15 protein-coding genes are annotated in these 24,069 nt (G+C 56.2%); 8 read left to right on the top strand and 7 right to left on the bottom strand.

Annotated features, from left to right (window positions below):
- Window positions 1-127: 127 nt before the first annotated feature.
- From P1X16_RS12025 to P1X16_RS12010, 4 genes are all read right to left on the bottom strand, one after another.
- The gene (locus P1X16_RS12025) at window positions 128-1,459 is read right to left on the bottom strand and encodes an FGGY family carbohydrate kinase (protein ID WP_277229117.1); all 1,332 of its coding nucleotides are present in this window, start codon (window positions 1,457-1,459) and stop codon (window positions 128-130) included.
- Window positions 1,460-1,534: 75 nt separating this feature from the next.
- Window positions 1,535-2,815, bottom strand: a complete 1,281-nt coding sequence (locus P1X16_RS12020) for a TIM barrel protein (RefSeq protein WP_277229115.1) — start codon at window positions 2,813-2,815, stop codon at window positions 1,535-1,537.
- Between the two features lie 451 nt (window positions 2,816-3,266).
- Window positions 3,267-4,292 carry a GntR family transcriptional regulator gene (locus tag P1X16_RS12015; protein ID WP_277229552.1) on the bottom strand — a complete coding sequence of 342 codons (1,026 nt, stop codon included), beginning with the start codon at window positions 4,290-4,292 and terminating at the stop codon, window positions 3,267-3,269.
- A gap of 499 nt (window positions 4,293-4,791) precedes the next feature.
- Window positions 4,792-6,900: a bifunctional aldolase/short-chain dehydrogenase gene (locus tag P1X16_RS12010; protein WP_277229113.1), complete on the bottom strand. Its 2,109-nt coding sequence runs from the start codon at window positions 6,898-6,900 to the stop codon at window positions 4,792-4,794.
- A 222-nt stretch (window positions 6,901-7,122) separates the two neighbouring features.
- Between P1X16_RS12010 and rhaT the strand changes: the two genes are divergently transcribed.
- The 7 genes from rhaT (at window position 7,123) to P1X16_RS11975 (ending at window position 18,655) form a co-directional block, all read left to right on the top strand.
- Window positions 7,123-8,235, top strand: a complete 1,113-nt coding sequence (rhaT, locus tag P1X16_RS12005) for an L-rhamnose/proton symporter RhaT (RefSeq protein WP_277229111.1) — start codon at window positions 7,123-7,125, stop codon at window positions 8,233-8,235.
- A gap of 319 nt (window positions 8,236-8,554) precedes the next feature.
- A complete protein-coding gene (locus P1X16_RS12000; protein WP_277229110.1) occupies window positions 8,555-11,671 on the top strand; it encodes a TonB-dependent receptor in 3,117 nt (1,038 codons plus the stop codon).
- A gap of 29 nt (window positions 11,672-11,700) precedes the next feature.
- Window positions 11,701-13,221: a RagB/SusD family nutrient uptake outer membrane protein gene (locus tag P1X16_RS11995; RefSeq protein ID WP_277229108.1), complete on the top strand. Its 1,521-nt coding sequence runs from the start codon at window positions 11,701-11,703 to the stop codon at window positions 13,219-13,221.
- Between the two features lie 83 nt (window positions 13,222-13,304).
- Window positions 13,305-15,290, top strand: a complete 1,986-nt coding sequence (locus P1X16_RS11990; protein WP_277229106.1) for a rhamnogalacturonan lyase — start codon at window positions 13,305-13,307, stop codon at window positions 15,288-15,290.
- Between the two features lie 308 nt (window positions 15,291-15,598).
- Complete coding sequence (locus P1X16_RS11985; protein WP_277229104.1) at window positions 15,599-16,366, top strand: rhamnogalacturonan acetylesterase; 768 nt, start codon at window positions 15,599-15,601, stop codon at window positions 16,364-16,366.
- Window positions 16,367-16,592: 226 nt separating this feature from the next.
- On the top strand, window positions 16,593-17,426 hold the full coding sequence (locus P1X16_RS11980; protein ID WP_277229102.1) for a rhamnogalacturonan acetylesterase: 834 nt from the start codon (window positions 16,593-16,595) through the stop codon (window positions 17,424-17,426).
- 236 nt (window positions 17,427-17,662) lie between these two features.
- A complete protein-coding gene (locus P1X16_RS11975; protein ID WP_277229100.1) occupies window positions 17,663-18,655 on the top strand; it encodes a 2-hydroxyacid dehydrogenase in 993 nt (330 codons plus the stop codon).
- Window positions 18,656-18,958: 303 nt separating this feature from the next.
- Here P1X16_RS11975 and P1X16_RS11970 read toward each other — a convergent pair whose 3' ends face one another.
- From P1X16_RS11970 to P1X16_RS11960, 3 genes are all read right to left on the bottom strand, one after another.
- Window positions 18,959-19,933, bottom strand: a complete 975-nt coding sequence (locus tag P1X16_RS11970; protein WP_277229098.1) for a glycoside hydrolase family 43 protein — start codon at window positions 19,931-19,933, stop codon at window positions 18,959-18,961.
- Window positions 19,934-20,235: 302 nt separating this feature from the next.
- Window positions 20,236-21,618, bottom strand: a complete 1,383-nt coding sequence (locus P1X16_RS11965) for a glycoside hydrolase family 88 protein (RefSeq protein WP_277229096.1) — start codon at window positions 21,616-21,618, stop codon at window positions 20,236-20,238.
- Window positions 21,619-21,676: 58 nt separating this feature from the next.
- The gene (locus P1X16_RS11960; protein WP_277229094.1) at window positions 21,677-23,014 is read right to left on the bottom strand and encodes a GDSL-type esterase/lipase family protein; all 1,338 of its coding nucleotides are present in this window, start codon (window positions 23,012-23,014) and stop codon (window positions 21,677-21,679) included.
- 195 nt (window positions 23,015-23,209) lie between these two features.
- Here P1X16_RS11960 and P1X16_RS11955 point away from each other — a divergent pair, with 195 nt between their 5' ends.
- Window positions 23,210-24,028, top strand: a complete 819-nt coding sequence (locus tag P1X16_RS11955; RefSeq protein ID WP_277229092.1) for an SDR family oxidoreductase — start codon at window positions 23,210-23,212, stop codon at window positions 24,026-24,028.
- Window positions 24,029-24,069 lie beyond the last annotated feature (41 nt).

The raw sequence follows: 24,069 nt of genomic DNA, 5'->3' as shown, positions 1-24,069 counted from the left end.
ACCACACTGGCGAGATGCTTCGGCTTCGTTGCACTGCGCTCAGCATGACGGGTACTTTAGCAACGTCAGCACGCGAGATGCTTCGACTGCGCTCAGCATGACGGGCAGGATGGGCAATCAACAAGCATTACGTGAACAGCAACTGCGTCTTTTTCCAGGCTTCGCCTTGCTCGAGGTGCACTAGGGCGCCTAGTGCCGTGGCTTGCGGCACTTCTAATGTTCGGATTTCGGCACCGGGGAAGTTCCAGCTCAGGGTTTGCATGAACAACGGATTGCGCGCGAATCCACCATCAACGTAGATGATTTTCTCGCCCTGCCACACCAAGTGAATGGATTCGAGCAGCAGGTTAATGAGGCCGTGCATCAGGTGCTGGTACGCATCAGAGGCAGTACGGAAGCCGGTGATGTCCCACTCGGCGGCAGGCCGGTCGGGGAAGGGTCCGGTGCCCGCCATGCAAGCCGGCTGGAAGCTGGCCGAGGCTTCGTCGTAGGGGCGGGCCAACACGAGGGAACGGTAGAAATCAGGTTTTACGTGAAAGTGCTTGGCAATGCGGTCCACCTGATAGTCGTGTTCCCGGCCTAGGAATACGCGGGCGGCGCGCATGGGCTGACCGCCAGGCGTAAGGAAGCTCAGACTATCGCGCTTCAATAATTCCGGTGTGAGGGGCTGGCTGTTGAATGGGTTGATGGTTACCGACCACGTGCCCGTCGAAACCAAGACGAATGGTTCGTCGGTTTCGGCCAGGTAGGGCATCACTGCCGCAGAGCTGTCGTGCAAACCCACGCCCACCATGATGCCGTCTACCACCGAGGCAATAGAGTCTTTGGTGAGCGGCGCTAGCTTTTCCTCGATGCCCTCGCGGCGTACCCAATCGTGGTACTGCCCCCGCTCGAAATCCCACAGGTTGGTGTGGCAGCCCACCGAGGTATAGTCGCTGAATTTCTCGCCCGAAATCAGATACGACAGGTACTGCGGCAAATGCAACGAGGTGTGAATGCGCGCGAACAGCTCGGGCTTGGTGTGCTTCAGCCAATACAGCTGCATCCCCGAATTGAGCATGCCGAGTTGCGGCGAGCAGGTTTCGGCGGCAAAGTCCTCGGGCGCTTGGCCTAGCATCGAGTAGAAGCGCTGCATCACTTCCTCCGGCATCGGCTTGAGGTAGTTGTAGAGCGGCAGCATCGGCTGGCCCTCGGCATCGAGGTGCACAAAGCTGGCGCCGTAGGCCGTGAAATTGACGCCCTTCACCGTGTAGTGCGGGTGGTGGCGCAACTGCTGCCAATGGTCTTGCACCCACTGCGTCAGGCGCGGCAGATGGTCACACACAAACCCATCATCGTCGATGGAATCGGTGCAGATGTGTTGGTTTTCGTCAATAATCTGCCGGTCCTCATCAAAGAGGATCAGTTTCTTATTGGTCTTGCCAATGTCGAATACCGCGTAGATAGATTTTTTCATCATCGGGCTGAGGTTAGGGCTACCGGCTTGGGGCAGCGCGATGGGTCTACAACGCGCCGCCTGGGGCCAGCTGCTTGATTACAAACCAGTGGACAAGCTGAGTTTACCGCGCTGCTGAATCAGCTGCTCGCGGATACCAGCGGCGCGGTAGGCCGTTACCGGCCGCAGGGCGCCACCCGCCCGGCGGTACGCCTCGGCTACCAGCGGCCGAACGTCCAGCAGGAAGGCGTCGCGCATGATTTCCTCGGCCCGTACTACGTCGTTTTTCTCTTGCGCCTCATACAATGCCGTGCGGTCTACGAGCAATGCTTTGGCGTAAGCACTTAGGATGTTTTCCACCGATTGCAGCAAGTCTTCCAGCGGATCTTTTACGTTGTGGCTGGCGTCAATCATGTAGGCCACCGTCGGGTTGGTCACGGTCTGGTCGCGGGCGGCGTCTACTAGCTCGTTGAAGATGAGAAACAACTGGAACGGCTTGGTGCTGCCGGTCGTCAGGTCGTCGTCGCCGTACATCGAGCCGTTGAAGTGGAAGCCCCCGAGGCGCCCGAACTGCTGCAAGCGGCCCACAATCTGCTCGATGTTGGTGTTGGGCAAGTGGTGGCCCAAATCGACGAGCACGTTGGCGTTCTTGCCCAGCGACTGGCATAGCGAGTAGGAGGTGCCCCAATCCGGAATCACTGTGGAATAGAAATTGGGCTCGTAGGGCTTGTATTCGATGAGCATGTTCCAGTCGGAAGGCATGGCCTCGTAGATGGCCGCCAACGACTCCTGCGTGCGCAGGTAGGCGCGGCGCAAGTGCTGCTGGCCCGGAAAGTTAGAGCCATCGGCCAGCCACACAGTCAGGGTTTTAGCGTTGAGGGCCTGGCCGTGCCGAATGCAGTCGATGTTGTGCTGAATGGCCTGCTGACGAGCCCCGGCTTCGGTGTTGCTCAGCGAGCCGAACTTATAGGAATAGTGCTGGTCTTTCTGGTCTTGGAAGGTGTTGGAATTCACCGAGTCAATCACCAGTTTCTGCTCGCTAAGCTGCTGCTGCAAGCCCGGAATGTCCTGTGGTATATCCCACGGAATGTGCAGCGAAATAGAGTTGGACGAGCCGTTAAGCTGATGAAGCAAGCCTACGTCGTTGATTTTCTCTTCTAAGTTGCGCGGCTCGCCGCCTAACGGAAACCGCCCAAACCGCGTGCCGCCCGTACCAAGCGCCCAACTCGGAATAGCCACCTGAAAATCGACGAGCTGCTGCACCACTTGCCCGGCATCCAATTGGCGGCGCGCCAGCAGATCGGTCAGAAAGTTGAACTGCAACTGATGTTCTTCCAGCAATGGCTGGTTGAGGTCTTGAATGCGGGATTCGGAAAGCATAAAGGTCGAGGTTTGGGAGGCAAGGGTCTTTGGTCAGCTACAAACCGGCCAGTTCGTTTCCCCTCCAAGTGGTGGAAGCTTTATTGATACAAGCAAATTAGTTGGGCAACCCCTGCCGAACTGTTCTGAACTCTCCTGTCTATCGTGTTTTTTCTGGCCGTAATACCAATGCTACTCAAGTTGGGTAGCTGTAGCCGGGCAGGAACGCTAGATGTAAGGCGCTGTTACAGAATTTAGATAGCCGTGCATTAGCACAGCATGAAGAGCGGTAGTAGCAACATACTTTGCTGATTGCCAGGGTTGCGTGTAAGCAAAAACTCTGCTTGACAACCCGTGAAACCATGGAGGCCGGTTAGTACCGGTTGGTTGATCTGGTGGGTCGCCAAGCAGAGCTTCGCGGTGTATAGCAAACTTGCTGCTTAAGCTCCAACTGAGCTTATGGTGAAACTACTTACAACGAGCCGCGGCGAATGGTGTAGAAGGGGTTCTTTACTTTCTCGCGCTTCTTTTCGAGTAGCATCGTGGCGGCGGTGCGGCCCATAGCCTCGAAGTCGGTGGTGATTACCGTCATGTTGAGCAGCTCCTTTAGCGGGGTTTCGTTGAACGAAATAATGCCCACTTCGCGGCCAAGCAGGTAGCTGGTTTGCCGCATTTTCTTGACTAGTTCCACCAAGTCGGTTTCGCGGATAACCACGTAGGCCGTACCCACTTGCAGGACTTCGTTCATGGCGTTTTCAACTACGGCAAACGTCTTGTTGTGCAGCAAGCAGAACGAGCGGAAACCCCACGGCAACTCTTCGGGGTGGTTGGCGTCGCTGGGCAGAATCAGCACCAAGCGCGAATACTTTTCCAGCAGGTCGGCCGCGTTTTCCAGGGCGTTGAAAATGTCCTTGTCGAAGTCCTGGAACACCCGCAGGCAGTCGTGCTTCAATTCCGGAATATCCTTGTCGAGCAGCACCAATTCCTGCGAGGGAATTCTGTTCAGAATGTTCTGGTACGTGGCTTTTTCGGTGTCCAGGGTGAAGTGCGGCATCACCACGTAGTAGTTGTACTTGCCGAGGCTTTTTTCAATGATTTCCTCGAACAAGTGCACGTTGTAGTGGTGGATTTGGAGGTCCACCGTGGCCTCTTCGCCTAGGGCTTCAAGGAAAGCGTAGTAGATAATCTTCTTATAGGAGCTCAGTTTATTGAATACGAGCAAGATTTTAAGTTTGGTGGTATCGTTGGCCTGCACGTAGTAGCCCTTGCCTTGCACCGACGTAATGAAGCCTCGCTCGCGCAATTCGCGGTAGGCTTTCTCTACCGTGTCGCGAGCAATGTAGTATTCCACGCTCAATTCGCTTATAGAAGGAAGCTGGTCCCCATTTTTAAGTAAGCCCCGCTCGATGTCGGTAATTACTGACTGCACAATTTGCTTGTATTTCGGGGTTTTGTCTTGGGGCTTTAGTTGAAGTTTATAGAAGTCAGGGGCAACCATTAACTCGCGAGGTTCGGCCAGACCGATACTCGGGTTTCGGTCACGGGAGGCAGATTTGTAGATCATGGTGGAGGAAGAAAATAGGTGGGAATTTATGGAGCGGGGTACTCTGGGTCAGAGGCTTAGCCAATGTGTATCAGCTACGCAATCGATTGTATGATCGAGAATCTGATGCATGAACCGTGCCTCGAACTTGCAGCGTCTCCAAGTGGAACCGGAAGGCGGAAAAACTCCAAGTGGTTGAAAATACTGAAAAAAGCTCGCTTTAATAGCTGGAAAGACAATTTTTCCTGGTAAAAATCATCGGGAACGTTGCCGGAACTCCCGCTTAAGACGCACTTAACAGTCTACATTTCTGAAAAGCAAAAGACCTGATGGGTTGATTTTGCAATCAACCCATCAGGTCTTTTAAGTGGTAATTGTATGTCCGGCTTCGATGGCTTATAGTCGAGTCAGTCGAAGCTGCTCAAACTAAGTTGCTTACGACGCCAGTCGACGCTTAGCGCACGAAGGCCATGGCCACGCCACCATCCACGTTGAGCACGTTGCCGGTGCTCTTGCTCAGCGAGCCATCCACAAACACGCGCACGGCCTTGGCAATGTCTTCGGCTAGCAGCTCTTCGCCGAGCAACGTGCGCTTGGCGTAGTGAGCGGGCAGTTCTTCCACCGAGATACCGTAAGCCTTAGCCCGACCCGCGGCCCACTCGCCTTCCCAAATCTTAGAGCCGCGCAGTACGGCATCGGGGTTGACGGTATTAACGCGGATCTTGTCGGCGCCGAGCTCGGCAGCCAGCAGTCGGCTCATGTGCAGCTGAGCTGCCTTGGCCGTGCCGTAGGCTACGTTGTTCGGGCCTGCCACCAGTCCGTTCTTGCTGGCAATATTCACGATGTCGCCGCCCAGAGCCTGCTGGCGCAGGATCTCCACGGCTGCTTGGCTGACCAGGAATTGGCCTTTTACCAGCACGTCGTTAAGAATGTCCCAATCCGCTTGCGTGGTATCAGCCAGCGGCTTAGAGATAGACAGGCCGGCGCAGTTGACGATAATGTCGACGCCGCCGAACTGTAGAATGCTGGCTTGCAGCGACTCGGCGATGCTGTCCGCATCCGTCACGTTGATGGCCGCGCTCAGGGCGCTGTCTTTGCCGAACTTCTTGCGCAGCTCGTCTTGCGTTTCTTCCAACCGGTCTCGGTCGACGGCTACCACGCAGGCACCGAACTTGAGCAGTTCCTCGCAGATGGCTTTGCCGATGCCGCCGGTGCCGCCCGTTACGTAGGCGATTTTGCCGGACAGCGCTTTCGGCGGAGCCATGCGCTGGAGTTTGGCTTCTTCCAGCAACCAGTACTCGATGTTGAAGGCTTCCTGCTCGGCCAGGCCCGTGTACTCACTCACGGCCTCCGCGCCCTTCATCACGTTGATGGCGTTGGTGTAGAACTCGGCGGCTACGCGAGCGGTCTGCTTGTCTTTGGCGAAGGCGAACATGCCCACGCCGGGCCACAGGATGATAACCGGGTTGGCATCGCGCATGGCCGGCGAGTTGGCGTGCTTGCTACGCTCGTAATAGGCGGCGTAGTCTTGGCGGTACGCCGCAAATTGGCTTTCCAGATACGTTTTCACGCTGGCCGCGTCGCCCTGCATTACGTCGGCGTCGAGTACGAGCGGGCGAATCTTGGTGCGCAGGAAGTGGTCGGGGCAGGAGGTGCCTTTCTGCGCCAGGCGGGGCAGGTCGTTGGAATTAACGAACTCGAGCACGCGGGCGTCGTCGGTGTAGTGGCCGAGCATGCGGCGCTGGCTGCTGGCTAGGCCGCGCAGCACGGGCATCACGGCAGCGGCTTGCTGGCGCCGCTGCGTGGCATCCAGCGTCTGCTCGCGCTTCACACCGCCGAATACGGGGCCTTTCTTGCCGTAATTAGCTTCGAGGTAAGCGGCAGCCTGCTCGATAACTTCTAAGGTGTTGAGGTAGCAGGAATAGGAGGTTTCGCCCCAGGTGAAGAGGCCGTGGCCGCCCAGGATAACGCCGCGCAGGTGCGGGTTGTCGGCCACAATCTTCTCAAGTTGCAGGCCTAGGTCGAAGCCTGGCTTCTGCCAAGGCAACCAGCCCATGGTGTCGCCCCAGATGTCGTGCATGATTTGCTCGCCGTCTTTGCTGGCGGCAATGGCAATGAGGGCATCGGGGTGCAGGTGGTCGATGTGCTTAAAGGGCAACAGGCCGTGCAGCGGCGTATCAATAGAAGGCGTGGCGCACTTGGGGTCGAAGAGGCAATATTCAAATAAGCCCACCATCTCGTCTTCGTGGGCGAGGCCGCGGTAGCGGTTCTTAAGCTGGTGCAGCTTTTCAACGTAGAGGTTGGCGCAGCCCGCCTTCGTCAACGTGCCGATGTCGCCGCCCGAACCTTTCACCCACATCACCTCGGCGGCTTCGCCCGTGACAGGGTTTGTTTCCTGGATTTTGCAGGAGGTGTTACCCCCGGCGTAGTTGGTCAGGCGCAGATCCGCGCCGAGCAGGTTGGAGCGGTACAGGAACAGGGCGACTTCGTCGCCGCTCAACTCCAGCGCCTTCGCCTCGTCCCACAAATAGCTGACGTGCTGAAAGGTTAGCGTTTTTTCCATAGTGATGCTTCTGTGAAGTTGCCAGAAAACAGTAAGAGATGCTTTTCATCAAAGTACGCTGATTGGCGAAGGGCGAAACTCCTGCACTCTCCTGTTCAAGGGTAAATTATTTATTATCTCTGGTACTTTGCCTGCACTGGAAAGAAACTTTCCAGGCTGCTCAGGAGAGCACAGGACTGTTTGTAGCAGTATATAAAGCACGTTTGGTAAAAATCTCACACTATGGCAGTTATTTGGGGAGTCATTTTTCACGCTCTGGGGGGCTTTGCGTCCGGCAGTTTTTACCTGCCCTACAAGAAAGTAAAAGGTTGGTCTTGGGAGAGCTACTGGTTAGTAGGCGGCATTGTATCGTGGCTGCTGGTTCCGTGGCTATTAGGCTTTCTAACCATTCCAAACTTGATGGAGGTGCTGCGCCAGACGGATAACTCTACGCTGTTTTGGGTGTACTTCTGGGGTGTGCTCTGGGGCTTTGGGGGCCTGACTTTCGGGCTAGGCATGCGCTATTTGGGCTTGTCGTTGGGTATGGCCGTTATCATGGGGCTTTGCGCCTTGGTTGGCACGCTAGTACCACCCATTTGGGGTGGCACCATGTCGCAGCTAATGAGCACTGCTTCGGGACAAGTGACGCTGTTTGGCTTGCTTGTGTGCCTGGTAGGTATTTTGATTTGTAGCCGGGCCGGTATCATGAAGGAAAAGTCCTTGTCGGCTGAGGCAAAAGCGGAATCGATTGCAGAGTACGACCTGCGGAAAGGGCTGCTGGTGGCCGTGTTTTCAGGAATTATGAGTGCCTGCTTTGCCTTCGGGTTGGAAGCCGGACAGAAAATTGCTGATCTGGCGGTGCAGCAGGGCGCCGACCCACTGTATAAAAACAACGCCATTCTGGTGGTGATTTTGCTTGGTGGCCTTACCACCAACGCGGTGTGGTGCTTGTATCTCAACCTCAAAAACCGCACGTACACCGACTATGTCAATCCGTCGTACCCGGCGCTGCGCAACATTCTGTTTTGCGCCCTCGCAGGCACTTTGTGGTACTTTCAATTCTTCTTTTACGGCATGGGCGACACTCGGCTAGGCGTTTACCGCTTCTCGGGCTGGACGCTGCACATGGCGTTTATCATTGCCTTCAGTTCGATGTGGGGCCTGTATTTACACGAGTGGCGGGGCGCTAACCGCGCGACCATGCGCACAGTTTCATTGGGAATCCTGACCGTGGTGCTATCCACGGTGATAGTGGGCTATGGTAACTATTTGGGGTCGGAAAAAGCAGAAGCAACCGTGCCTGCACCAGCAAAACCCTTGACGCAGGTTTCGGCAGAACCCCAACCAGCACAGTAAATTTCTACTTGATGGCTACTACGTAAGCAGTGGCAATCGGCTGCCAAAAGATTTTTGCGAACAGGATGTTTCCAACAAGCTGTAGCTTTAGGTGCAGTCTTAAATAAGCGCTTGAAGCCGTGTATATCACGCAAATACAATATTTGAGCGTTACAAAAAGAGCCCGGTTAGTTACCGGGCTATTTTTGTATCTATCAGAGAAGCTAAATAATTATGGCAAGCAGGTAAGTACGGGAAGGAACGCGCAGAGTGGGATAATACCTTCATGGACTTTTCATAATTCGGCAAGTCATCTGCTTAACCCTTACCTACCTACCGTATGAGACAGCTATACCGCTTAGCTAAGCTGGTACCCCTGCTGGTACTGCTCCTCTTCGCCCGGTCTTTGTTTGCTCAGTCGCAATCGATTTCCGGCAAAGTCACCACTGCCGATAAGAACGAGCCGTTGCCCGGCGTGACCGTGGTAGTGAAAGGCACGACCATTGGGGCAGGTACCAATGCCGATGGTTCGTTTTCGCTGAGCGTGCCCAACGGGACGGGTACGCTGGTGTTTTCTTTTGTGGGTTACGTCACGAAAGAGGTGCCAATTGACGGCAAAACCACCATCAACGTAGGCCTCTCCGCCGACAATAAAGCGTTGGAGGAGGTAGTGGTAGTAGGGTACGGCACCCAAAAGGCCGGCAATGTAACGGGTGCCATTGCGGGCGTTACGGCTAAGGAAATCGAGGAACGACCCGTCAACCGCATTGAAAATGCTCTGGTGGGCCAGATGCCCGGCGTATACGTGCAAACCCCTACGGGCGAACCAGGTGCTGATTTGCAGATTCGGGTACGAGGTGCGGCTTCTATTAATGCCTCCAACGATCCGCTGTACGTAGTGGATGGAGTGCCTGTAGAAAACCTGCGTGGCATCAACCCAACTGACGTAGCCAATATCGAGGTGCTGAAAGATGCCGCTTCGGCGGCTATTTATGGGTCGCGTGGTTCCAACGGCGTTGTGCTAGTAACTACCAAACGCGGCAAGAAAGGTGCACCCCGGCTGCAGTTTTCGGGCTTCACGGGTATCCAGCGAGTGGAAAGCAAATTGGATGTGCAGTCGGCCGAGGAATGGATTCAGATGCGCAAAGATGGTATTGATGAGGCCTGGGTAGCCCGCGGCCGGACAGCTGCCGTCAACAAACCCTACAAAGCCAGCGATTCGCAAGAGTACCGGGCCGCGGAGCTAGGGGTAACGCTACGTAATCCTAGCACTAGCCTTATGTATGACCCCAAATGGCAGTATGGCGAGGACAGTCTAGCGTACACAGACTGGCAGGACGCCATATTTCGTCAAGCCATTATACAGCAGTATACGGTGGGCGTATCTGGGGGCACCGACAACGTGAATTACAACATCAATGGGTCTTATCTAGACCAAAGCGGGGTAGTTATTGGGACTAACTTGAAGCGGGCTACTCTCAGAGCTAATTTGGACGCTCAGATTCGTAAGGGCATCAAATTGACCATGACACTGGCGCCGAGTATGGAATGGACCAACCTGGGCCGGGTTGATGGCGACGGCCAAGCCCTGAACGCCGCGCAAATGCCGCCCGTGGGACCCAAGGAAGCAGGCGTGTATGTGGGCGCTCAGCCTTACCGGACCTATGCTTGGTCGGGAAACTACATCAGCCCGGTGGCTGTGATGGAGCGTAGCCAGGTGAAAGGTACCCGCACCCGCCTCAATGCCAACATGGGGTTGAATTTCGACCTCGTTAAGAACTTGCAGCTGCAACTGCTCGGGGCCATGGACAACGGCTACTATCAGGATCAGCAGTTTTTCCCGACCAGTTCCAACCGGGAATGGTTTAATGCTGCTTATGATGGCCAGCTAAGCCGTTCGCGCTATTACCAGGATTTCAACACGCGCTACCTCTTTCAAGGCGTATTCAACTACACCAAAACTTTCGGCGACCATAACCTGAATGCCATTCTTGGCTATTCGGTGGAGCGTACTCGTTTGGATCGGTCGCAACAGCAAAATACCTTTCTGCCCAACGACTGGACGTATTTGTTTGACCGCGGCAATTCCACCACCGACCAGAACAACATCAGTTCGGGCAAGGATGCGCTACTTTCCTACTTCGCCCGGGCACAGTACGACTACAAGCAGAAGTACTTGGTGTCGGCCAGCCTGCGACGCGACGGCTCCTCGAAGTTTGGCAACAACCGGCCCTTCGGTTACTTCCCGGCAGTTTCGTTGGGCTGGCGCGTATCCGGGGAGGATTTTATGCAGGGTGTTAGCGCAATTAGCGACTTAAAACTCCGAGCCAGCTGGGGTGTGACAGGCAACAACCGCATTCCCAACAACTCGCAGTTTGCTACGCTTCGCGTAAGCAACTATTCGTTGAACGGCGCGGCCGTTACGGGCTATGCACCCGGCAACTTCCAGAACGATGAGCTAGGCTGGGAGCAAACCGCCAGCTTCAACTATGGCTTCGATTTCAATATGCTCAGCAATCGGATTCAGGTAACGGCCGATTACTATACTAAGAAGACCACCGACTTGCTCTACACGGTGCCGGTTTCATCGGTAACGGGCTTCACGACCAGCTTCCAAAACATCGGCAATGTGGAGAATCGGGGCGTGGAACTGGGCTTAAATTCGCAAAACCTGCAAGGTGGTAATTTCGAGTGGAGTACCTCATTTAACGCCTCCTACAACGACAACAAAGTGACCAAGCTAGGCAACGCCAACACGCCGGTGCCTGGTGGCTTCAACTCCCTAACCAGCATTCTGCAGGTGGGGGTGCCCATCAACTCGTTCTTGCTCTATGAAGCCATTGGGGTGTACCAGACCCAGGCCGAAGTGGATAGTGAGCCGAAGATGCCCACCACGCGGGTAGGTGACTCGAAATACAAAGACCAGAACGGTGACGGCGTCATTAATAACGACGACCGGGTTATTGTGGGCAACCCACAGCCGAAGTTCAATTTCGGTATGACTAATACGTTCCGTTACAAAGCTTTTGATTTGACTGTGCTCGTGAATGCCCAAACTGGCGGAGATCTGTACTCGCTCATTGGGCGCTCCAATGACCGGCCGGGCATGGGCTACCTCTACAATCACTCGTCTCGCTGGAATACCCGCTGGAAGTCGGAAGAAGAGCCCGGCGACGGCATGACTCCGAACATCAATGCGGGAACCGGGGCCTTCTTTGATACCCGCTGGCTGTACAGCTCAGACTACCTGCGCATCAAGAACATCAACTTGGGCTATACGCTGCCCAAGACCAGCTTCTACGCTGGAGCCCGCGTGTATCTGGCTTTGGAAAATGCTTATATCTGGCACAGCTACACCGGCGGTTTCTCACCGGAAGCGCTGCAAAATGGCGGGTACGACCGGGGCAGCTACCCGCAGGCGCGTACCTACACTATTGGCTTCAACCTGTCGCTGTAAGCCTACCCCTTATCGATAAAATCATTCCAATGAAAGCCTTAAAACTCTTCATGTATTCAGCCGCCTTGAGCGTAAGCGGACTGCTGACTACCGCGTGCAGCGAGGATATTCTGTATATACCACCGGTGGCCAACAACACGGCCGACGAATTTTACAAAGACGAGTCGCAAATCAACCAAGCCGTCATTGCCATTTACAACGGCTGCTTGTCGTTTCCGCAAAGCTCGCACTGGAATATGGCGGAGATACGCTCCGACAATATTCAAGTGAACATTGCCTTGGTGCAGCGCGACTACAGCGACATCAGCAACTATTCGGCGTCGTCGCAAACCGTGCAACTGCAAGCCACCTGGACCGACCTGTTTGAGGTGGTGTATCGGGCCAATATTCTGCAGCAAAAAATAGAGCCTTTCACCTTCGCGCGGGTAGAGCAGTTTAAGGCCGAAGCCCGGTTTTTGCGGGCCCTAGCTTATTTCGATTTAGTACGCTATTGGGGACCCGTGCCTATTGCCGATAAAGTATATGGCATCGACGAATCGAAGAACATACCACGGGCGCCCATTGCGGATGTCTACCAATTTATCATCGATGACCTGAAATTTGCGGCCGACAACCTACCAGCCAGCTACGCCGCCGTAGACAAGGGCCGTGCTACTAAGTGGGCCGCAAAGGCACTCCTAGCCAGAGTATACTTGACAGGTTATGGCTATCCACTGCGCGATGCTTCCATGCTGCCCCTAGCCAAGCAGCAACTCATGGACGTGTATGCGGCCGAGAGTCCTGCTACTTTCTCGGTAGCGCAGAATTTTGCTGATCTGTTCAAGACGCCAAACGACAACAAGTTTGCCGTTTTCGAGATTCAATACATTTCGGGTGGTACAGGCTTGGGTAGCACCGTGGCCTGGGACCAAGGCAATACCTTCCCGCCGTTCTGGTCGCCCTACAACGCCGGCGGCCCCGACATTCAGGTACCCATTGCTTTCATGGGGGCGAACTGGCCAAAAATAGACCGCCGCAAAGCTGCCACTTACGACTCCGTTATTCGTAACCCGACTACCGGTTTAATTCAGTCTGGTCGGCCGCAATTCACCAAATTTTTAGAGAAAGGCACTACGGCTCCGCAAAACAACCGCGACTATCCTAACAACTTCCCCATCATTCGCTTCGAGGATGTAGTGCTCATGTATTCGGAAGTGCTAAACGAGGAAAGCAACAGTGGAGTACCGACCATGGCGCTCACACTCATCAACCGAATTCGCACTCGTTCGGGTTTGCCTGCTTACACAGCTACATCGCCGGAAGCTGCCAACAAAAACGCTTTCCGGGCGGCTCTTTTGAAAGAGAGACGCTATGAGTTTGTGTGTGAAGGGCACCGGTGGTTTGACCTGGTGCGCACCGGCAATGCTATACCCGTGATGCAGCAGTTCAAGAATGCAACGGTCACCAATTTCCCGCGGACGCTGGACGAACACGACCTGCTCTTCCCGATTCCGCTGCTGGAGCTACGCATCAACCCCGGCTTCTGGGAGCAGAATCCGGGCTATAACTAACGCTTTTGGTATATCGCAACGGGCAGCCTGGCAAAAGCTGCCCGTTATTTTTTAGGCTATTTCAAGCAATCATTCTTTCTCATATGACGGGTAGATTTTCCTGGATGCTGTGCGCAGCAGGCTTGTTAGGGGCTGGAAGTGTAAAGCCAAAAACCGCCTCCGCGCCGGTGGCAACGCAGCGCCAAATGGAGCGGCTGGGTCGGGGCGTGGTGGCTGTGCAGCAGGAGGGAGGCGGCATTTTTGTGAGTTGGCGGCTGCTAGATTCGGACCCGCAGGGCGCGGGTTTTTTGGTGTTTCGTCAGGCGAAGGGAAGCAAGCCCGTGAAGCTGACCAGCCAGCCCGTAACTACTAGCACCAACTGGGTTGACAAAACGGCCGATGCCGCGCAGGCAAACACGTATTCGGTTCAACTGGTTGCCGGCAAAGCCGGTACTCGTAGCGCCCAAGATGCCCCGCCTGAGCAGGCCGCTGTGTGGGCGCAGAACTATTTGCGGGTACCCCTGAAGCGCCCAGCGGGTGGCAGCGTAAGCAGCGGCTCCGAGGTGAGCGACTACACCTACAGCGCCAACGACGCCTCGGTGGCTGATTTGGATGGCGATGGGCAGTATGAGATTGTGCTGAAATGGGACCCTTCCAACAGCCGCGACAATGGTTCGGCGGGCATGGCGGGGCCGGTGCTGCTCGACGCCTACAAGCTTGACGGTACCCATCTGTGGCGCATCAACCTCGGGAAAAACATCCGGGCGGGAGCCCACTACACGCAGTTTCTGGTGTATGACTTCGACGGAGACGGCAAAGCCGAACTAGCCTGCAAAACCGCCGATGGCACCGTGGACGGCAAAGGCACCGTCATTGGCGACGCCAACAAGGACTACCGCACCCTCACGGTGCCCACCGATGCCCCGCCCGTAGCCAGCACCCGCGACAGTAAGTACGGCCGGGTGTTGGCAGGCCCCGAATACTTCACCGTGTTCAACGGCCTGACCGGGGCGGCTATGGCTACGGCGTCCTATGCTCCGGGTCGTGGCGACTTAGGCGGCTGGGGCGGCATCGGGGGCAACGGCGGCAACGACAGCCATGGCAACCGCGCCGACCGGATGTTGGCCGCCGTAGCGTATCTGGACGGCGTACACGCCAGCGCCGTGATGTGCCGCGGCTACTACGGCCGCTCGGTGCTGGCCGCCTGGGACTGGCGCGACGGCAAGCTCACCTCTCGTTGGGTGTTCGACTCGCAGGATGCTAAAAACCCGTTTTCGGGCATGGGCAACCACGGTTTGAGCGTCAACGACGTCGATTTCGATGGCAAAGACGAAATCGTGTACGGCTCGATGGTGGTCGACGACAACGGCAAAGGCTTATTCAGCACCGGCTTGCGCCACGGCGACGCGCTGCACGTCAGCAACTTCGACCCCACCACGCCCGACCTGGAGGCGTGGGGCGTACACGAAAACGAAGAGAAAGTGCCCGGCTACGAAAACGGTCCTGGGGCAGCCCTCTACGATGCCACCACGGGCAAAGTGCTGTTTGCGGGCGTACCTGGCCAGGACGTCGGCCGGGGCATGGCCGCCGACATCGACCCGCGCTATCTGGGAGCCGAAATGTGGGCCAGCAACTCGGAGTTGGGGCTTCTTTCCAGCAAGGGCGAGAAAATTGGACCTGCTCCGCGCGCCGTCAACTTCGGCATCTGGTGGGACGGGGACTTGCTGCGCGAATTGCTGGATGGCACCACTATTTCCAAGTGGGACTACAAGGCCGGAACTACCAGCACGCTGCTCGACGGCAAGCCCTTGGGGGCAATGTCTTGCAACGGCACCAAAGCCACGCCCTGCGTCAGCGCCGACTTGTTTGGTGACTGGCGCGAAGAAGTGGTCTGGCGCAACGCCAACAACGAAGAGCTGCTGATTTTCACGACTACCATTCCTACCACCCACCGCTTCGTGACCCTGATGCAAGACCCCGTCTACCGCGTGGCAGTAGCGCGCGAAAACGTGGGTTACAATCAGCCCCCTCACACCAGCTACTACCTAGGCGAAGGTATGAAGCCGGAGTCGGCCAAGGTGGGGAAGTAACCACATCTAAAATGTAATAACCTGTCCTGCTGAGCATGTGGCGCATCAAGCCAAGCACCGAAGCCTCTCGCCTGCTCACGTTGCCAAAGTAATCCTGTCATGCTGAGCGGAGTCGAAGCATCTCGCGTGCTGATGTTGGAATAGTAATCCAGTGTCAGCACGCGAGATGCTTCGACTTCGGCTGCGCCTACGCTCAGCATGACGATAGTGCTACAACCTCAGCACGCAGCTGCTTCGGCCACTCAGCAACAACCAGACGGAAACCTTCGCGTCTCTACACCCATCGTTCGCCAGATACCACCATGCGCATGAAAAACCTACTTGCTCTGCTCGCTCTGTTTTGCGCGCTCACTGCTTTTCTGAAGCCTCCCAAGCCTACGCTTTATCTCATCGGCGACTCCACGGTGCGCAATACCAACGCCCCGCAAGCCGGATGGGGCAGCCAACTCGCCAGCTACTTCGACACCACCAAAATCAGCATCAACAACAGCGCCATGGCCGGCCGTAGCACCCGTACGTTTATCTCGGAGGGCCGGTGGGAGAAGGTGCACAACGCCCTCAAGCCCGGCGACTTTCTGATTATGCAATTCGGCCACAACGAAGGCAGCGCCCCCGATACCACCAAGGCCGGCCGCCGGGGCGTGCTCAAGGGCACCGGCGAAGAAACCAAGGACTTAGTATGGCCCGATGGCCGCCAGGAAACGGTGCACACCTACGGTTGGTACCTGCGCAAATTCATAAAAGAGGCGAAGGCCAAAGGCGCGACGCCCCTGGTTGCCTCCATGATTCCGCGCAACGAGTGGAAAGAAGGCAAGGTCATTCGGGCCACCAACGACTACGGCAAGTGGGCCGCCGAAGTAGCCAAGCAGGAAGGGGTAACGTTCATTGATTTGAATAGCATAACCGCCGATAAATACGACAAACTCGGTCCCGACGAAGTGAAGAAGTTCTTCCCCGGCGACCATACCCACACCAACGAAGCCGGTGCCCACCTCAACGCCGAATCAGTGGTCGATGGCATCAAAGCCACCAAGAATTTGCCCTTGAATAAGTTCTTGGCTAAAAAGCGCAGCTAAGAGGGGCCTCTCTTGCTGAGGCAACAAAGTCTTGTATGCTGACATTGCCAAAGTAACTGTCCTACGGAGCATGTGGCGCCTCAAGCCAGGCACCGAAGCCTCTCGCCTGCTGACGTTGCAATTACAAGGGGTTACCACACTAGCGAGATGCTTCGACTGCGCTCAGCATGACAGATAAGCTCAGTAGACAGATAAATAGCTTGTATAGAGACTAAAAATTAATACAATGAAACACCAACCACACGAAAGCACGCCGCGCAGCAAAGGAATTTTAACCTATGGCTTGTTGCTCGTGCTACTTGCCCTTTCCGCTTTCACCATCCTACCGCAAGCCTCCAAGAAACCGACGCTGTTCCTGATTGGTGATTCGACGGTGAAAAACGGCAAAGGCAAAGGCGACGGTGGCCTGTGGGGATGGGGCAATTTCCTGCCCGCTCACTTTGATACCACCCGCCTTGCGGTGCGCAACAACGCCCTCGGCGGCACCAGCAGCCGCACATTCCGGACCAACGGCCTGTGGGACAAAGTGCAAGCGAACATCAAGCCCGGCGACTTCGTGATCATGCAGTTCGGCCACAACGACAACGGCCCGCTAGCCGACACGGCGCGGGCGCGGGGCACCATCAAAAGCAACGGCGAGGAAAGCCAGGAAATCTACAACCCCATCAAAAAGCAACAGGAAGTGGTGCACAGCTACGGCTGGTACCTGCGGCAGTTCATCAAAGAAGCGAAAGCCAAAGGTGCCACCGTGTATGTTTGCTCGCCCATCCCGCGCAACACCTGGACAGCTGGCAAAGTGAACCGCGCCACCGCCGATTACGGCCAGTGGGCCTCGGAAGCAGCCAAGCAAGGCGGCGCCTACTTTATAGACCTCAACAAAATCATTGCCGACAAATACGACAAGGAAGGCGAGGAGAAAGTGAAAAGTACGTATTTCAACACCACCGACCACACCCACACCATTGAAGCCGGCGCCCGCCAAAACGCCGAATCGGTGGTCGATGGCCTAAAGAGTATCAAGAAGAATCCGTTGGCGAAGTACCTAGTAAAAGCCAGCTAGCGTAGCGCGCAAGCAGCGGCCTAACTACTCACTAAACAGGTAGAAACCAGCGCCGGGTAGCGGTGCCAGGAGTGTTGCTTCTGGTGCGGCTGCCCGGCGCTGTTGTATTAAGTATGGGCTCGGGTTGCAACAACGGCGACGTTCAGCGGTAGATATACCTAGTTTACCACCTACTTCCGAGCCTCGAAACAGGGGAGTGTCTATCCTTTTCTCGAGTTTCCTTTCACCTCCGGCGCATGAATATCACCTTCTTCAATGCCAAACCCTATGACCACGAGTTCTTCGTAGAAATCAACCAGCGGTATGGGCACCAGCTGCGGTTTTTGGAAGTGCCGCTGAACGCCAGCACCGCCTTGTTGGCGCGAGGTGCCGAGGGCGTGTGCGTGTTTGTCAATGATGTGGTGGATGCCGAGGTGCTGCACCAATTAGCCACCAACGGGGTGCGGCTGGTGGCCCTGCGCTGTGCGGGCTTCAACAACGTAGACCTGAAAACGGCCACCGAGCTCAACTTGCCCGTAGTGCGCGTGCCGGCCTACTCGCCTTACGCCGTGGCCGAGCATACCCTGGCCCTGATTCTGACCCTGAACCGCAAAACCCACCGCACCTACAACCGTGTTCGGGAGGGCAACTTTGCCCTTACTGGCTTGATGGGCTTTGATTTGCACGGCCGCACCGTCGGGCTCATTGGGTTGGGCGCTATCGGGTTAGTGACGGCCCGAATTCTGAAAGGGTTTGGCTGCCGGGTGCTCGGCTATGATGTGCAGTTCAGTGCCGCTGCCAAAGAGTTAGGAATAGAGTTTACCGACCTGCCAAGCCTGTACGCACAGTCCGATATCATTTCGTTGCACTGCCCGCTTACGCCCCATACCTACCATCTCATCAACGAGGAGTCGATAGCCCAAATGAAGGACGGTGTAATGCTCATCAACACCAGCCGCGGCGCCCTCATCGATGGCCGGGCGGTAATCGAAGGCCTCAAGTGCGAAAAGATTGCCTATTTGGGGCTGGATGTGTACGAGGAAGAAGGGGACCTATTCTTTGAAGACATGTCGGGGAAAGTCATTCAGGACGACGTGTTTATGCGCCTGCTCTCGTTCAACAATGTGCTTGTCACCGGCCACCAAGCCTTTTTCACCGCCGATGCCATGCACAACATCGCGCACATCACCCTGCAAAACATCACCGACTTCGAGCAAGGCAAGCCGCTCGCAAATGCCGTGCAGCCCTAAGCAAAAGCTATATCGATGCAAAAGTCAGCTAACACCCTCCGAAACGTCCTGCTGAGCATGTGGCGCATCAAGTCAGGCACCGAAGCATCTAGCCAGCTCACATCGCCAAACCAACCGTCATGCTGAGCGGAGCCGAAGCATCTCGCGTGCTGAGGTTGTGCTACTATTGTCATGCTGAGCGGAGTCGAAGCATCTCGCTCGACTCGTTGCGCAGGCATCAGACTATACCACACTAGCGAGATGCTTCGACTGCGCTCAGCATGACAGTCGTATTTCTTAAACCGCGTCAGTGTAATTTTCCTTTTACTGCTTTAGCAGTACGCCAAGCTCCTTTTCTGTAACCGGGAAAACGGTGCCGTGGCGCAGGCCTTTCGGGAACTGCACTTTGTCGGATACGTCGGTCCAGGTTTGGAGGTCGGTGGATTGCACCGCGCCGTATTTGTGCTCGGTGTACTTGTCGAAATACACCAGCCACTCCTTGCCGAGCTTAACAGCCGTGGGGCCTTCTGCCCAATACTTGCCCGTGATAGGCGCCGAGGCTTTGCCATACGGACCCGTGATGCTGTTGCTAAACGCGACGCGCAGGTTCTTTTGGGCCGGCTCGCGGGTTTCGTCTTTCAGAAACATCACGTAGCGCTTGCCGTCGCGCTGAATGGTGGCGTCGATGACGTTGAAGCCGGGTTCGTAGAGCAGCTTGGTGTCAGAGTAGGTGTTGAAGTCTTTGGTCGTGACGTAGTAGATGCGGTGGTTATAGGCGGCGTCGGCGGTGCTTTGTGTTTCGGGAAAGCGACCCTTGATGGTGGTAGCCCAATAAATGACGTAGGCGCCGTTAGCATCGTCGTACGTGATTTCCGGGGCCCAGCAGTTGCGGGCTTCAGCCTCCTTTTGCATCACCGGCACAAACTGCTGCGCGCTCCAGTTAATTAGATCTTTAGAGCTTGCATAGCCGATGCCTTTGTCGTTCCAACTGACGGTCCAGACCATGTGAAATAGGCCATCCTTGCCCCGGATGATGCAAGGGTCGCGCATGAGCTTGTCTTTCGACACGGTGGGGCGCAGAAAGGTGCTGTCTTTTTTCAGGGAAGTCCAGGTATAACCGTCGCGGCTATAGGCGAGGTGCAGCCCGTCTTCGCCATTGCCTTTGAAGTAGGAAAACACCAGCGGTTCGCCTTTCTTAACTGGCTGCTGTGCGAAAGCCGGCAGGGCCGCCAAGGCAAGCCCAATAATACCTAGCGCGGTGTGGATACTTGCGGCAATTCGGGAGGTGCTTCTGTGCATGGAAATTAGGATGAGAAATAAAGAGCAAGCGCCACGTCCTGCTGAGCAGGTGGCGCCTCAAGCCAGAAACTAAAACAGCTCGCGTGTTAAGGTTGTGATGCTATCTGTCATGCTGAGCTTGCCGAAGCATCTCGCGTGCTGAGGTTGGAATACAATTGTCATGCTGAGCTTGTCGAAGCATCTCGCTCGACTCGTTGCGCAGGCATCAGACTATACCACACTAGCCAGATGCTTCGACTCCGCTCAGCATGACAGGTGGTTTGGCAACGGTAGTATGCACAGCAAGGTGTTTCCAACCCCATTTAATTGGTTATCTGGACGGAACTGTCGTTGATTTCGGAGGGGTGGGTTTTCAGTAAGCGGATGATTTCGGCACCCGCCAGGATTACCGGGCCGTAGCCGTGGGCGGCGTACACGTTCACGGGGCGGTAGTAGTAGAAGGCCGGATCGAAGCCCATGCCGGTGCCCACGCAAGTGCCTTCCACTTGGCCTTTGGTGGTGACTTTGGTGCTCACGGCGTTCCAGCCTAGCAGAGCCATGGGGCCATAGGCCTTGGTGTCGAGCCAGCCCTTGTTGATGCCGTGGGCAATGGCATAGGTGTAGATGGCGGTGGCCGAAGTTTCCAGGTACGAATCGTTGCGGTCCAGGAGCTGGTGCCAGAAGCCACTGCCAGCTTGCAGGGCAGCCAGGGCTTTTACGTGCGCCTTTAGTTGCGCGAGCATGGCGGGGCGGCCCGGATGATCCTCGGGTAGCACGTCCAGAATATCAACCGTAGTCATCAGGGCCCAGCCATTGGCGCGGGCCCAGTGGAACTCGGGGTGCACGCTCATTTCCTGCACCCAGCCGTGCATATACAGCCCCTTTTGCTGGTTGAACATGCGCTGCGAGAACTGCGTGTACTGCTTCACTACTTCGTCGTAGTAGCGCTTCTCGCCGGTCAGTTTGCCCATCTGCGCCAGGGCCGGAATGCCCATGTACATATCGTCGAGCCAGAGCGTGTTGGGCTGCGGCCGGTTGCGCGCCAAGGTGCCATCCGTCAGCCGGAATTCCTTGGTCATGATGTAATTGACGAAGCTGTCGATGAGGGGGCGCAATTCAGCGGACAAGCCGGCCCGTTGTGCTTTAATCATGGATGCTGCTAGGGCGCCACCATCATCGAGGGCATGCGGATTCATGAAGCCCCGCATGGGCGTGGGCGCCTTGGGGTTGGCGTTCTGGTAATCCTTGTAGTACGGCGCCAGTTCCGACAGAAACTTCAGCCGGTCGAAGGTGTAGGCGGTATATTTCTTGTCGCCGGTTACTTCGCCCGCCAGCAGCATGCCCGAGTACGTAACGCCCCATTCGTAGCTGGTCAGGCGAAAGTCACCAGGCTTGATGACGGCGTTGGGGTTGAACTTAGCGCTGGTGCTGACAGCAGCATTGGTTTGCTTATCGACTAGTTGGGCGGGCGTGGCCGCATCCAAGTAAGTATACACCCGGTCCAATACCTGCTTCACTTCCTCGGCCTTGGTTTTGCCGTATGGCACCGGATAGTCGGGCTGCAAGAGGTGCAGCGGCGTGGTGGTGTCGTTGGCTTTCACCGGGGCTGTTTTGGTCGGGGCTTTTTGGGCCAGCAGCGGCGTGTTAGCCAGCAGGGTCAATCCTAGTAAACCTACTGTCAGGTGCCGAGAAGAAGTTCTGTTCATGGGAAGAAAAGTAGGGTGGAAGGGGCGCTTGCGGTTAAGAAGCTACTTGGGTTGGGCCCTAGTTGCCGTCGGGCTTTAGCACTGTATTGCGAGGACTATCGGCCCACGCCAGCTTGTCCAAGGCATCGGGATATGCGGGGTCGAAAGCAGGGAGGTCGGTTTTAAGGTATTTCGTGAGGTCTAACTTATTGGCCTTGATGCCTTCCACCACGCATTTCGCAATTTCGTAGGCGCCGTAGGGATTGAAGTGGGTGTTATCGGCCAGCGCCTTGTCCTGACCAGGGTAGGTGTTGGCCGGGTAGTGCACGAAGGCTTTCATTGAGGCTTGTACGCCTAGCGCTTCGTAAAGCGTGGTGGTCATGGCGTTCAAGTCAATCAGTGCCACGCCCTCTTCTCGGGCCACTTTACGGGCCGCGTCGGGGTAGTCGCCGAGGCTGTTCACGTTTTTGCCAGTGGCCTCATCGAAGTTGCGGCGGGCCGTGGACGTAACGATAACCGGAATGCCGCCCTTCTTCTTGGTTTCCCGCACGAACAACTGCAGCCGCTCGGTGTAGGACTTGTAGGCGCCGTCGTTGGGGCCTTTTTCCTTCTGGTCGTTGTGGCCAAACTCCACGAACAGGTAGTCGCCCGGCTTCATCACGCTCAGTATTTTGTCGAGGCGTCGGGAACCGAGGAAACTACCCAAACTCAGCCCCGATTCGGCGTGGTTGGCAATGGCTACGCCTGGCTTGAAGAAGCGCGGAATCATCTGGCCCCACGCCGCCCACGGCTCATCGTCCTGGTTGACGACGGTGGAATTGCCGGCCAGAAATACCGTTGTGGCGTTGGTGGCCGGCGTTATTTCCAGGGCGTTGAGGCAAGTGGCCGCGCCGTTGAATTCCAGCGTCAGCTTGTTGTCCCAATCCAGTTTGCCCACTTCCCGCGGCTTCAAGCCCACTGTCAGGGTGTCGTTGATGCGGCGATTTTTGATATTGACGGTGAAGGTTTCGGTAATGAATTTGCCGGGCGCGGTTTCCGTCTTTTCCAGCAGCAAGCGGCGCGATTCTGCCTTCACCATCGTGGAAGCCCGCTTCTTTAAGTCGCCGAGCGTGACGGTGACGTTGTAGTTGCCTTCCGGCAAATCCACCGAGAAGTAGAAGGGCTTGTCACTGGTCACGAAGTCACTTTTCAAGGCATCCTTGCCCTTGCGGTCCACGGCCGAAACGGTGGTGTTGAAGTCGAAACCGTAGCCTCTCTCTTCGGAATACGTAGCCGTAGGCAGCACCTGCCGGTAGCCAGGCGCCACGCTGCCCGCGCCAAAATCAAACTTGTAGCTCGTCTTGCCCGACTGCGCCGCAACGCCCGAAGTAAAAAGCACACCAAGGAATGCGGCCGGCAGGAAAAGAGTACGGTTCATGGAAGAGTGGTAGGTGGCGTCACTAAAAGTACTATCTGCCCTGTAGTCCGCCTGCCTGTACTGTCATGCTTGGCGTAGGGGCCTTGTGAGCAAGAAACAGGTGAGTGCAACTCGTCCGCTGAGCACGAAACGCGAACTTCATGTAACCTACAGCCCAATAATCTAGTCTTGAGGTATTCATCAACCCGCAATACTATGTCTTCGCCTGCTGCAACCCCACGTTTGCAAAACCAAGTAGCCCTAGTAACCGGAGCCAGCTCCGGCATCGGAGCCGGAGTAGCCATAGCCATGGCCGCCGAAGGAGCCACGGTCGTTGTCAACTATGCCCACAGCCCCGAAGGAGCCGAAGAGGTAGTAGACCAAATCACGAAGGCTGGCGGCAAAGCCATTGCCATCAAGGCCGACGTCAGCAAAGAAGACGAGGTGCTGGCCATGTTCGACCAAATTCGCAAGGAGTTTGGTACGCTGCACATCCTCGTCAACAACTCCGGTATTCAGGTGGACGCGCCCCTGCTGGACATGACGCTGGAGCAGTGGCAAAAGGTGATTGACGTAAACCTGACCGGTCAGTTCCTGTGCGCCCGCGAAGCCGCCCGCGAGTTTGTGAAGCGCGGTCCGCAGCCCGAAATTTCCAAGGCCACCGGCAAGATTATCTGCATGAGCTCCGTGCACGAGGTGATTCCGTGGGCCGGCCACGTCAACTACGCTACCAGCAAAGGCGGCATCATGCAGCTCATGAAAACCATGGCGCAGGAGCTAGCACCCCACAAAATCCGGGTGAACAGCATCGGGCCCGGCGCCATTGCCACCCCCATCAACGAGTCGGCGCGCGACACGCCCGAAGAAGAGAAGAGCCTGCTCACCCTTATTCCCTACGGCCGCATCGGCGACCCCGCCGACATCGGCAGCGTAGCCGTCTGGCTAGCCTCCGACGAAGCCGACTACGTCACCGGTATCACCCTCTTCGCCGACGGCGGCATGACCCTCTACCCCGGCTTCGCCGACAATGGCTGAGTCAGGAAAGCCCTTACACTCATCAAAGTTAAGCGAGCTGC

The organism is Hymenobacter sp. YC55 (assembly GCF_029433095.1).
Classification (GTDB): Bacteria; Bacteroidota; Bacteroidia; order Cytophagales; family Hymenobacteraceae; genus Hymenobacter.
Note: the sequence above shows the minus strand (reverse complement) of the source record. Positions and strands in the feature narration are given on the sequence as shown.

Bases quoted from the DNA above. Each gene is read 5' to 3' on its own strand.
- P1X16_RS11960 (WP_277229094.1), bottom strand. From the start codon at position 23,014: ATGAACCGTACTCTTTTCCTGCCGGCCGCATTCCTTGGTGTGCTTTTT.
- P1X16_RS11965 (WP_277229096.1), bottom strand. From the start codon at position 21,618: ATGAACAGAACTTCTTCTCGGCACCTGACAGTAGGTTTACTAGGATTG.
- P1X16_RS12015 (WP_277229552.1), bottom strand. From the start codon at position 4,292: ATGGTTGCCCCTGACTTCTATAAACTTCAACTAAAGCCCCAAGACAAA.
- P1X16_RS11985 (WP_277229104.1), top strand. From the start codon at position 15,599: ATGAAAAACCTACTTGCTCTGCTCGCTCTGTTTTGCGCGCTCACTGCT.
- P1X16_RS11990 (WP_277229106.1), top strand. From the start codon at position 13,305: ATGACGGGTAGATTTTCCTGGATGCTGTGCGCAGCAGGCTTGTTAGGG.
- P1X16_RS11970 (WP_277229098.1), bottom strand. From the start codon at position 19,933: ATGCACAGAAGCACCTCCCGAATTGCCGCAAGTATCCACACCGCGCTA.
- P1X16_RS12000 (WP_277229110.1), top strand. From the start codon at position 8,555: ATGAGACAGCTATACCGCTTAGCTAAGCTGGTACCCCTGCTGGTACTG.
- P1X16_RS12010 (WP_277229113.1), bottom strand. From the start codon at position 6,900: ATGGAAAAAACGCTAACCTTTCAGCACGTCAGCTATTTGTGGGACGAG.
- P1X16_RS11975 (WP_277229100.1), top strand. From the start codon at position 17,663: ATGAATATCACCTTCTTCAATGCCAAACCCTATGACCACGAGTTCTTC.
- P1X16_RS11980 (WP_277229102.1), top strand. From the start codon at position 16,593: ATGAAACACCAACCACACGAAAGCACGCCGCGCAGCAAAGGAATTTTA.
- rhaT (WP_277229111.1), top strand. From the start codon at position 7,123: ATGGCAGTTATTTGGGGAGTCATTTTTCACGCTCTGGGGGGCTTTGCG.
- P1X16_RS11955 (WP_277229092.1), top strand. From the start codon at position 23,210: ATGTCTTCGCCTGCTGCAACCCCACGTTTGCAAAACCAAGTAGCCCTA.
- P1X16_RS12020 (WP_277229115.1), bottom strand. From the start codon at position 2,815: ATGCTTTCCGAATCCCGCATTCAAGACCTCAACCAGCCATTGCTGGAA.
- P1X16_RS11995 (WP_277229108.1), top strand. From the start codon at position 11,701: ATGAAAGCCTTAAAACTCTTCATGTATTCAGCCGCCTTGAGCGTAAGC.
- P1X16_RS12025 (WP_277229117.1), bottom strand. From the start codon at position 1,459: ATGATGAAAAAATCTATCTACGCGGTATTCGACATTGGCAAGACCAAT.